The sequence below is a fragment of the Dietzia sp. DQ11-71 genome, from assembly GCF_014144995.1.
GTDB classification, from domain to species: domain Bacteria; phylum Actinomycetota; class Actinomycetes; order Mycobacteriales; family Mycobacteriaceae; genus Dietzia; species Dietzia kunjamensis.
Map to the genome: position 1 here is coordinate 1 of NZ_JAALDT010000241.1, position 10572 is coordinate 10572.

The 10572-nt window shown below is 69.9% G+C and carries 11 protein-coding genes; all 11 read left to right on the top strand.

What is annotated here, in order from left to right; translation table 11 throughout:
* Positions 1 to 111: 111 nt before the first annotated feature.
* The 11 genes from argC to tyrS are packed head-to-tail and all read left to right on the top strand — an operon-like array spanning position 112 to position 10162.
* Positions 112 to 1149, top strand: a complete 1038-nt coding sequence (gene argC, locus G6023_RS09270; RefSeq protein WP_069390101.1) for an N-acetyl-gamma-glutamyl-phosphate reductase — start codon at positions 112 to 114, stop codon at positions 1147 to 1149.
* Positions 1146 to 1622, top strand: a complete 477-nt coding sequence (locus tag G6023_RS09275; protein ID WP_182635138.1) for a hypothetical protein — start codon at positions 1146 to 1148, stop codon at positions 1620 to 1622. Before argC ends, G6023_RS09275 begins: the two co-directional genes overlap by 4 nt.
* Position 1623: 1 nt before the next feature.
* The gene (gene argB / locus G6023_RS09280) at positions 1624 to 2559 is read left to right on the top strand and encodes an acetylglutamate kinase (protein WP_182635139.1); all 936 of its coding nucleotides are present in this window, start codon (positions 1624 to 1626) and stop codon (positions 2557 to 2559) included.
* Entirely contained in the window at positions 2556 to 3803 is a 1248-nt protein-coding gene (locus G6023_RS09285; RefSeq protein WP_182635140.1) for an acetylornithine transaminase, read from the top strand. Before argB ends, G6023_RS09285 begins: the two co-directional genes overlap by 4 nt.
* Positions 3800 to 4777 carry an ornithine carbamoyltransferase gene (gene argF, locus G6023_RS09290; protein ID WP_182635141.1) on the top strand — a complete coding sequence of 326 codons (978 nt, stop codon included), beginning with the start codon at positions 3800 to 3802 and terminating at the stop codon, positions 4775 to 4777. Before G6023_RS09285 ends, argF begins: the two co-directional genes overlap by 4 nt.
* Positions 4774 to 5271: an arginine repressor gene (locus G6023_RS09295; RefSeq protein ID WP_082923787.1), complete on the top strand. Its 498-nt coding sequence runs from the start codon at positions 4774 to 4776 to the stop codon at positions 5269 to 5271. The genes argF and G6023_RS09295 overlap by 4 nt, the downstream gene beginning before the upstream one ends.
* 58 nt (positions 5272 to 5329) lie before the next feature.
* The gene (locus tag G6023_RS09300) at positions 5330 to 6529 is read left to right on the top strand and encodes an argininosuccinate synthase (RefSeq protein WP_132063238.1); all 1200 of its coding nucleotides are present in this window, start codon (positions 5330 to 5332) and stop codon (positions 6527 to 6529) included.
* Positions 6526 to 7965: an argininosuccinate lyase gene (gene argH, locus G6023_RS09305; RefSeq protein ID WP_132063239.1), complete on the top strand. Its 1440-nt coding sequence runs from the start codon at positions 6526 to 6528 to the stop codon at positions 7963 to 7965. The genes G6023_RS09300 and argH overlap by 4 nt, the downstream gene beginning before the upstream one ends.
* Before the next feature lie 5 nt (positions 7966 to 7970).
* Positions 7971 to 8192 (top strand): Trm112 family protein, encoded by a 222-nt coding sequence (locus tag G6023_RS09310; protein ID WP_067714095.1) that lies wholly within the window; start codon positions 7971 to 7973, stop codon positions 8190 to 8192.
* A gap of 56 nt (positions 8193 to 8248) precedes the next feature.
* Positions 8249 to 8875 (top strand): DNA-3-methyladenine glycosylase, encoded by a 627-nt coding sequence (locus G6023_RS09315; RefSeq protein ID WP_067714140.1) that lies wholly within the window; start codon positions 8249 to 8251, stop codon positions 8873 to 8875.
* Between the two features lie 6 nt (positions 8876 to 8881).
* Complete coding sequence (gene tyrS, locus G6023_RS09320; RefSeq protein WP_182608983.1) at positions 8882 to 10162, top strand: tyrosine--tRNA ligase; 1281 nt, start codon at positions 8882 to 8884, stop codon at positions 10160 to 10162.
* Positions 10163 to 10572 lie beyond the last annotated feature (410 nt).

Sequence of the window (10572 nt, forward strand, 5' to 3'; positions counted from 1 at the left end):
CCGGGCGGCGGGGCGTCGGACGGCGGGGCGTCGGACGGCGGGGGGCGGGGCAAGGGGCGCGGCTCGCCGGGGGAGATGCAAAACATTGCAAAGTGGTGCATACTCGTGCGTATGGCAATCACGGTGGCGGTCGCAGGTGCTTCGGGTTACGCGGGCGGGGAATTCCTCCGACTCCTACTCGGGCACCCGTCCTACGCGGCGGGGGAGTTAAAGATCGGCACGCTCGCCGCCGGGTCGAGCGCCGGACAGACGCTCGGGGAGCACCACCCGCACCTGCTGCCCCTCGCCGACCGCGTCCTCGCGGAGACCGAGGCGGAGACGCTCGAAGGCCACGACGTCGTGGTGCTGGGGTTGCCCCACGGGCATTCTGCGGCGATCGCCGAGCAACTGGGGCCGGACGTCCTCGTCGTCGACCTCGGGGCGGACTTCCGACTGGTGGACGCAGAGGACTGGACGGCGTACTACGGCTCCGAGCACTCCGGTACCTGGCCGTACGGTCTCCCGGAGCTCCCCGGGGCGCGTGAGGCGCTGCGGTCCACCCGCCGCGTCGCGGTCCCGGGGTGCTTCCCCACGGGCGCCACGCTCGCGCTGTTCCCGGCCGTCGCGGCCGGCCTCGTCGACGCCTCCGCCATCACGATCGTCTCCGTGACCGGAGCGTCGGGCGCAGGCAAGGCCGCCAAGGTCCCGATGCTCGCCGCGGAGGTCATGGGCTCGGCCAAGGCGTACGGCGTGACCACCCACCGGCACACGCCCGAGATCACCCAGAACCTTCGTGCGGTCACCGACGCGGAGGTGTCGGTGAGCTTCACCCCGGTTCTCGCCCCCATGGCCCGCGGCATCCTCACCACCGCGGTGGCGCCCACGACCGCGACCGCCGGGGAGCTCCGGGCGGTGTACGCCGAGGCGTTCGGAGACGAGCCGTTCGTCCACGTCCTGCCCGCGGGCGTGCAGCCCATGACCGCCTCCGTGCTCGGATCCAATGCGGTGCAACTCGGTATCGAGGTCGACGAGCGCGCCGGCCGCGCGGTGTTCACCGCGGCGATCGACAACCTCGCCAAGGGCACCGCCGGGGGCGCGATCCAGTCGATGAACCTCGCGCTCGGACTCCCCGAGACCGCCGGACTCAGCACCGTCGGCCTGGCCCCTTGACCGCGGACGCCCTGGCGGGCGCCACCTCCAGAGGCCGGATCCACGGTCTCGAGATGTGGTGGGCCCCGGAGGGAACCCATGCGATGTTCTGGGTCGCCCCCGCCGGCTCGACCGGCATCCTCAACGTCCACGGTGACGGGGCGGACGCGGTGGAACTGCGGTGGAGCACCCTGAGCGCCGAGATCCCGTCCACCCGCGCGGTCGTCCTGCTCGACGGCCCCGGCGTCGGAGACCCCGGCGCGGACTTCACGGCCGCGCACGAGGTCGCCGAGAACGTCGCCCGGTTCGTCAGCACGAGATCGGGTGTCGAGGCCGGCCCGATCGAGGTGCTCGTCTTCCGGCCTGACACCGATCACGCGCCGTGGCCGGAACCCGCACCGACGGCGGACGGAGCCGAGTTCCGTTTCCGACACCGCGGTGGCGCGGACGTCCGACTCGCCCTGACCATTCCCGACCAGCCCGGAGAGGCCTGACATGACCACCGAGATGAACGACGGCTCCACGCAGTTGACGCCGTTCGTCCGCGCGCACGTGCTCGCCGAGGCGCTGCCGTGGCTGCAGAAGTTCCACGACAAGATCGTCGTGGTCAAGTACGGCGGTAACGCCATGGTGGACGACGACCTCAAAGCGGCTTTCGCGGCGGACATGGTGTTCCTGCGCACCTGCGGGCTCAAGCCCGTGGTGGTCCACGGGGGCGGGCCGCAGATCACCTCCATGCTCGGTCGTCTGGGCATGGAGGGCGAGTTCCGCGGCGGGTTCCGGGTCACCACCCCCGAGGTCATGGACATCGTCCGCATGGTGCTGTTCGGCCAGGTCGGACGCGAGCTCGTCGGTCTGATCAACGCCCACGGCCCCTACGCGGTCGGGATCTCCGGAGAGGACGCGGGACTGTTCACCGCGGTTCGCCGGACAGCGATGGTCGACGGGGAACCCACCGACATCGGCCTGGTCGGCGATGTGCAGTCCGTCGACCCGCGGGCCGTCCTCGACCTCATCGAGGCGGGCAGGATCCCCGTCGTGTCGACCATCGCGCCCGACTCCGACGGAACCGTGCACAACATCAACGCCGACTCCGCGGCCGGGGCGCTCGCAGCGGCCCTGGGTGCGGAGAAGCTGATCGTCCTGACCGACGTCGAGGGGCTGTACACCGACTGGCCGGACCGCTCGTCCCTCGTGACGCATCTCGGTACCGAACCACTCGAGCGGCTCCTCCCGTCCCTCGAGAGCGGGATGGTTCCCAAGATGGAGGCCTGTCTGCGGGCGGTCCGGGGCGGGGTGCACGCAGCCCACGTCATCGACGGCCGCGTCGAACACTCGGTGTTGCTCGAGATCCTCACCGAAGGGGGCATCGGGACGATGGTCACCGAGGGCCACCACGAAACCAGGTCGCCGGCAGGAGCCGAGAAATGAACGACACGCACACCGTCACCGACACAGACACCCCGACCCTCACCGCGCGGTGGGACGACGCGCTGATGCGCAACTACGGCACCCCGCCGCTCGAGCTGGTCTCGGGCAGTGGCGCGACGCTCACGGGCGCCGACGGTCGTGAGTACGTCGACCTGCTCGGCGGGATCGCCGTGAACTCCCTCGGACACGGCCACCCGGCCGTGGTCGACGCGGTCAGTCGCCAGGTCGCCGAACTCGGGCACATCTCCAATCTGTACGTCCACCCCAGGGTGGTCGAGCTGGCCGAACGCCTCGAGTCCCTCTTGGCGGTGGACCAGCCGGTCCGGGCCTTCTTCTGCAACTCGGGAGCCGAGGCGAACGAGGCCGCGTTCAAGATCGCCCGCCGGACGGGCCGGTCCCGCATCCTGGCAGCGGAGAACGGCTTCCACGGACGGACGATGGGGGCGTTGGCGATGACGGGCCAGCCCGCCAAGCGCGCGCCGTTCGAGCCCATGCCACCCGGGGTCGAGTTCTTCCCCTACGGCGACATCGACGCCCTGACCACGCTGGTGGAGCTGGCTCCGGGCGAGACGGCCGCCGTCATCATCGAGCCGCTCCAGGGCGAGGGCGGCGTCGTCGAGCCCCCCGAGGGGTTCCTCGCCGACGTGCGCGCCCTGTGCACCGAGCACGGCGTCCTCATGATCGTGGACGAGGTCCAGACGGGGATCGCCCGTACCGGTGCGATGTTCGCCTGCCGCAAGGCCGGGGTCGTGCCCGACGTGATCACCCTCGCGAAGGGGCTCGGTGGTGGCCTGCCGATCGGCGCGTGCCTCGGCGTCGGCGCCGCGGGCGAACTACTCACCGCCGGGCAGCACGGCACCACCTTCGGCGGCAACCCGATCTCGTGCGCCGCCGCTCTCGCCGTACTCGACACGATCGAGTCCGATGACCTCGTGGCGCACGTCGACCGCCTCGGCAAGATCATCGCCGCCGAGATCGAGTGCCTCGACCACCCACTGGTCGACCACGTGCGTGGACGGGGCCTCCTGCTCGGGATCGTGCTCACCGCGCCCGCCGCCAAGGCGGTGGAGGAGGCGGCGCGCGGAGCCGGGTACCTGGTGGGTGCCACCACGGCGGACGTGGTCCGCCTCGCACCACCGCTCATCCTCACCGAACAGCAGGTCGCCGAGTTCGTGTCCGCGCTGCCCGGGATCCTCGACACCGCGTCGTCCACCATCGCAGCCCAGAAGGAGTCCTCGTCATGACCGGCCCGACCGTCAGCTCATCGACCGCGTCGACCGCGACCTCCACCCCTGCGGTCCGTCACTTCCTCCGCGACGACGACCTCAGCCCCGCCGAGCAGGCCGAAGTCCTGGACCTCGGGTTGAAACTCAAGGCCGAGCCGTTCTCCGCCCGACCCCTGGAGGGCCCGCGGTCGGTCGCGGTCATCTTCGACAAGACATCCACCCGCACCCGGTTCTCGTTCGACGCCGGGATCGCGGAACTGGGCGGGAACGCCATCGTCGTCGAGTCCGGCTCCACCCAGATGGGCAAGGGGGAGACCCTCTCCGACACCGCCCGGGTGATGTCGCGCTACGTCGAGGCGATCGTCTGGCGCACCTACTCACAGGACGGCCTCGTCGAACTCGCCGCCCACGCGGACGTTCCCGTCGTCAACGCCCTGAGCGACGAGTTCCATCCGTGCCAGATCCTGGCCGACCTGCTCACCATCCGCGAGAACTTCGGCCGCACCGAGGGACTCCGGGCGGTGTACCTGGGGGACGGGGCCAACAACATGGGCCACTCCTACCTCCTCGGGTTCGCGACCGCCGGCATGCACATCACCATCGCGGCCCCCGAGGGGTACCAGCCCACCGGCCAGGTGGTCGCCGACGCCCAGCGGATCGCGGCGGGAACCGGCGGTTCGGTGACCATCACGGCGGACGTCGACCCGGCCGTGGACGATGCCGACGTCCTCATCACCGACACCTGGGTCTCGATGGGCATGGAGGACTCGGCCACGCAGCGCCTGCGGGACCTCGCCGACTACCAGCTGGACCGGGCGTCGGTGGCCAGGGCCTCGGACGACGTCATCGTCCTGCACTGTCTGCCCGCCTACCGCGACAAGGAGATCGCCGCCGAGGTGATCGACGGCCCCCACAGCCGAGTCTTCGACGAGGCCGAGAACCGACTCCACGCCCAGAAGGCGCTGCTGGTCTGGCTCCTGGAGCGATCGTGACCGCCGTCGGCAGCGTCAGCAGGACGGCCCGGCACGCCCGGATCACGGAGATCCTGCGTCGCCGACCAGTGCGCAGTCAGACCGAGCTCGCCGAGGCGTTGGCGCAGGAGGGTATCGCCGTGGCGGTGGCCACCCTCAGCCGGGACCTGGACGAACTCGGCGCCGTGAAGCTCCGCGCCGCAGACGGAGGCGCCGGGCGCTACGTGATCCCCGAGGACGGCAGCCACGTGCCGGGAATCCCGGGCGGGACGGACCGGCTGGGCAGGCTGATCGCGGACCTACTCGTGTCCGCCGACCACAGTGCCAACATCGCGGTCCTGCGAACTCCTCCCGGGGCGGCAAACTTCCTCGCCAGCGCCCTCGACCGGGCCAATCTGGACGACGTCGTCGGGACCATCGCGGGGGATGACACCATATTCGTGATGGCCCGCGAACCCGTCACCGGAGCTGAACTCGCCGACCGACTGGCCGGACTGGCACGACGCCAGATCTGACCGGCCCCGCAGACCGACCCACCCCCCTGAACAGACCCCACACATCAAGGAGAACACCATGTCCGATCGCGTCGTCCTCGCCTACTCCGGCGGACTCGATACCTCCGTCGCCATCAGCTGGATCGGTCAGGAGACCGGTGCCGAGGTCGTCGCCGTCGCCATCGACCTCGGTCAGGGTGGTGAGGACATGGACGTCATCCGGCAGCGCGCACTGGACTGCGGAGCCGTGGAGTCGGTGGTCGTGGACGCCCGCGACGAGTTCGCCGATGACTACTGCGCCCCCACGATCAAGGCCAACGGCCTGTACATGCGCGAGTACCCGCTGGTCTCGGCGATCTCCCGTCCACTCATCGTCAAGCACCTGGTCACCGCGGCCAAGATGCACGGTGGGACCTCCGTGGCGCACGGCTGCACGGGTAAGGGCAACGACCAGGTCCGCTTCGAGGTCGGTTTCGGTGCGCTCGCGCCGGACCTCGACGTGATCGCGCCGGTCCGCGACTACGCCTGGACCCGCGAGAAGGCGATCGAGTTCGCCGAGCGGAACGAGATCCCGATCAACGTCACCAAGAAGTCGCCGTTCTCCATCGACCAGAACGTCTGGGGCCGTGCGGTGGAAACGGGCTTCCTCGAGGATCTGTGGAACGCCCCGACCAAGGACGTCTACGACTACACCGAGGACCCGACCATCAACTTCGCCGCCCCCGACGAGGTCACGGTGACCTTCTCCGAGGGCGTGCCGGTCGCGATCGACGGCCGCAAGGTGACCGTGCTCGAAGCGATCGAGGAGCTCAACCGTCGCGGCGGCGCGCAGGGCGTCGGGCGCCTCGACATGGTCGAGGACCGCCTGGTGGGCATCAAGAGCCGCGAGGTTTACGAGGCGCCGGGCGCCATGATCCTCATCACCGCCCACAAGGCGCTCGAGGACGTCACCCTCGAGCGTGAGCTCGCCCGATACAAGTCCGGCGTGTCCGACACCTGGTCCAACGCGGTCTACGACGGTCTGTGGTTCTCGCCGCTCAAGTACGCCCTGGACGCCTTCATCGACAACACGCAGCAGCACGTGTCCGGTGACATCCGGATGGTCCTGCACGGCGGCTCGATCACCGTCAACGGCCGTCGTTCCGACTCCTCGCTCTACGACTTCAACCTCGCCACCTACGACGAGGGTGACTCGTTCGACCAGAGCTACGCGAAGGGCTTCGTCAACCTGCACGGCCTGAGCTCCAAGATCGCCGCCAAGCGGGACCTCGGCCTGTGAGTGCGGAGCAGGGCGACTCCGGGCGGCACGGCACCAACACGGGCTCCCTGTGGGGAGGTCGGTTCTCCGGCGGGCCGTCGGAGGCCATGGCCGCGCTGAGCAAGTCCACCCACTTCGACTGGGAGCTGGCCCCGTACGACATCCGCGCGTCCAAGGCGCACGCCCGGGTTCTGCACCGCGCGGGTCTGCTCACCGGGCCCGACCTGGACGCCATGCTCGACGGGTTGGACCGCCTGGCCGCGGATGTCGATTCGGGGGCCTACGTCCCGGCGGAGTCCGACGAGGACGTGCACGGTGCCCTCGAGCGCGGCCTGATCGAGCGGGTGGGGCCCGAGGTGGGCGGTCGGCTGCGTGCCGGCCGGTCCCGTAACGACCAGGTGGCCACCCTGTTCCGCATGTGGCTCCGCGACGCCGTGCGGGCGGTCGCGGCGGGGGTCCTGGACGTGGTCGACGCGCTCGTCGGCCAGGCCGACGCGCACCCCGAGACGGTGATGCCGGGCAAGACCCACTTCCAGGCCGCGCAGCCGGTCCTGCTCGCCCACCAGTTGCTCGCGCACGCCCAGCCGTTGCTGCGCGATCTGGACCGGATCCGTGACCTCGACCGCCGTCTGGCGGTGTCGCCGTACGGTTCGGGTGCGCTGGCGGGGTCGTCGCTGGGGTTGGACCCGGACGCGATCGCCGCCGAGCTCGGCTTCGACCGGGCCGCCGACAACTCGATCGACGCCACCAGCTCCCGCGACTTCGCCGCCGAGGCGTCGTACGTGCTGGCGCAGATCGCGGTCGACCTGTCCCGCCTGGCGGAGGAGATCATCGCCTGGTCCACGCCCGAGTTCGGGTACGTGACGCTGGCGGACGAGTGGTCGACGGGCAGCTCGATCATGCCGCAGAAGAAGAACCCGGACGTGGCGGAGTTGATGCGCGGGAAGACCGGTCGACTGATCGGTAACCTGACCGGCCTGCTGGCGACCCTCAAGGCGCAACCGCTGGCCTACAACCGCGATCTGCAGGAGGACAAGGAACCGGTCTTCGACTCGGTGTCGCAGCTGGATCTGTTGCTGCCGGCCATGGCCGGTCTCGTGGCCACCCTGGAGTTCCATCCGGAGCGGCTCGCCGAGCTCGCTCCCGCCGGGTTCACCCTGGCCACCGACATCGCGGAGTGGATGGTCCGGCAGGGCGTCCCGTTCCGGGTCGCCCACGAGGCGGCGGGGGAGTGCGTCCGTGTGGCCGAGAACCGCGGCGTCGGGCTCGACGAATTGGACGACGACGAGTTGGCGGCCGTGGACCCCGCGCTGACGCCCGAGGTGCGCGAGGTCCTCACCGTCACCGGTTCGATCGCGTCGAGGAACGCCCGGGGCGGCACCGCGGGCGAGGCGGTGGCCGCCCAGCGCAGGCGACTGGGCGAGATCCGCGACGAGTTCGCGGGCTGGGTAGGGTGAGCGCCATGTCCGTCATCGACGCACGTCTGCTCGAGATCCTCGCCTGCCCCGAGGACAAGGGCCCGCTCCTGCTCGCGGGATCGGAGACGCTGTACAACCCGCGTCTGCGCCGGGCCTACCGGATCGACGACGGCATCCCCGTGCTGCTGGTCGACGAATCCCGGCAGGTGGACGACGCCGAGCACGCGGAGCTGGTCGCCCTGGCAGGTGGAGGCACCGAGGGGTGAGTTCCCCGGACGACCGGACAGGCCCCGCCGTCGGCACCGATACTGATCGGTTCCGGTTGCTGCTGCGGGAGTCATCGCCTGACACCGCGGCCCGGGCTCTGCTCGGAGGGATCCTGTCCCACGGCGCGGTCTCGGTGAGGATCATGGAGGTCGAGGCCTACGGCGGGCCACCGGAATCCCGCTTTCCCGACGCGGCCGCTCACACCTGGCCGGGCCCCACCCCCCGGAACGAGGTCATGTTCGGGGACGCCGGTCATCTGTACGTCTACCTGAGCCACGGGATCCACCAGTGCGTGAACATCACGTGCCGGCCCGCCGGGGAGGGCGGCGGAGTACTGCTCAGGGCGGCCCGCATCGCCGGCGGCCACGAGATCGTGGACTCCCGCCGGCCCGGCGTCCCGGCCGAGCGGGCCGCCCGCGGACCCGGCAATCTCGGCAGCACCCTGGGCATCGACCTCACGATGAGGGGCATCGACGTGCTCGACTCGTCGTCGTCGGTCCAATTCCGCCCCGACCCGGTCCCCGGGCACCACATCAGGTCCGGTCCGAGGGTCGGGGTCTCCCGCGAAGCGGACCGCCCGTGGAGGTTCTGGGTGGCCGGCGCGCGGGAGGTCTCCGCGTACCGACGCAGCCCACGGGCCCCGCAGCTGACCCGCCCCGTGGTGGCCGGACACGCCGAGTGAGGGACAATGTCCGTCGTGACCAACAACATCCTCGATGAACTGCAGTGGCGCGGGCTGATCGCCCAGTCGACCGATCTCGACGCGCTCCGGGCGCACCTCGACGAGGGCGCCGTGTCGCTCTACTGCGGGTTCGACCCGACCGGGCCGAGCCTGCACGCCGGTCACCTCATCCCGCTACTGACCCTGCGCCGGTTCCAGTTGGCCGGACACCGGCCGATCGTTCTGGCAGGCGGCGCCACCGGCATGATCGGTGACCCCCGCGACGTGGGGGAGCGGGTCATGAACACCTCCGACACCGTGGCGGAGTGGACCGAGCGGATCGCCGGTCAGCTCGAGCGGTTCGTCGACCTCACCGAGGGCCCCGTTGGCGCGCGGGTCGTCAACAACATGCAGTGGACCGGCCACATGACGGTGATCGAGTTCCTCCGCGACGTCGGCAAGCACTTCTCGCTGAACACGATGCTGGGTCGGGACACGGTCAAGCGCCGGCTGGAGGGAGAGGGGATCTCCTTCACCGAGTTCTCGTACATGCTCCTGCAGGCCAACGACTTCCTGCAGCTGCGTCGCAACATGGGGTGCACGCTCCAGCTCGGCGGGTCCGATCAGTGGGGCAACATCGTCGGCGGTGTCGATCTGAACCGGCGGGTCGACGGGGAGTCCGTGCACGCGATGACCGTTCCCCTGGTGACCTCGTCGGACGGGAAGAAGTTCGGGAAGTCGACCGGAGGCGGGAGTCTGTGGCTCGATCCCGCGATGACGAGCCCGTACACCTGGTACCAGTACTTCCTCAACACCGCCGATGCCGATGTGGTGCGGTACCTGCGGTGGTTCTCCTTCCTCGGTAGGGAGGAGATCGACGAGCTCGAGGAACTCACCCGGGAGAAGCCCCACATGCGGGCGGCGCAGAAGCGACTCGCCGAGGAGATGACAACCCTGGTCCACGGAGTCGCCGCGACCGAGTCCGTCCAGGCCGCCGCGCAGGCGCTCTTCGGCAGAGGCGAGTTGGCCGGCCTCGACGAGGCGACGCTGGCGGCCTCGCTGGAGGATGCCGGTGCTGTCGAGATCGCGCAGGGTGAGCCCGCCACGATCGTCGATCTCCTGGTGGCCTCCGGTCTCTGCGACAGCAAGGGGGCGGCGCGGCGTGCGATCGGGGAGGGCGGCGCGTATGTCAACAACGAGCGCGTCTCGGATCCGGAATGGACTCCGGCGGCCTCTGACCTCCTCCACGGATCATGGCTCGTGCTCCGGCGGGGGAAGAAGAACTTCGCCGGGGTCAGGATGAACTGAGTCTGGAAGATCGTTGAAGGCGCCGGTGAACCCGGCGCCTTTGGCATTTCTGCAGGTCTAGCTGCGGGTTTGCGTTTCCGTTCACGTCTGCGTAACTTATTGGGAGTCGCCGAGAGCGGCCCGGGCCGAGAGGCCGGGGACGCCGAGGAGACGGGCTCCGAACAGCAAGAAGATCTCGCCGGTTTGACTCGGTGAGACCGGATAGCTAGGATAGAGAAGTTGCCCTCGAGAGAGTGGCGGCGGCGCCGCGAGGCGGGAAAGCGACCGGATTGTGAATCGGAACGCAGACCTGTTACGCTGGTGGAGTTGCCCTCCTCGGGAGGGCGGCGGAGATCACCCCGGGTGAAGCGAGGCGAACAGCCCCGTGGAGACGGTGTGTGGGTGTTGTTTGAGAACTCAACAGTGTGTTT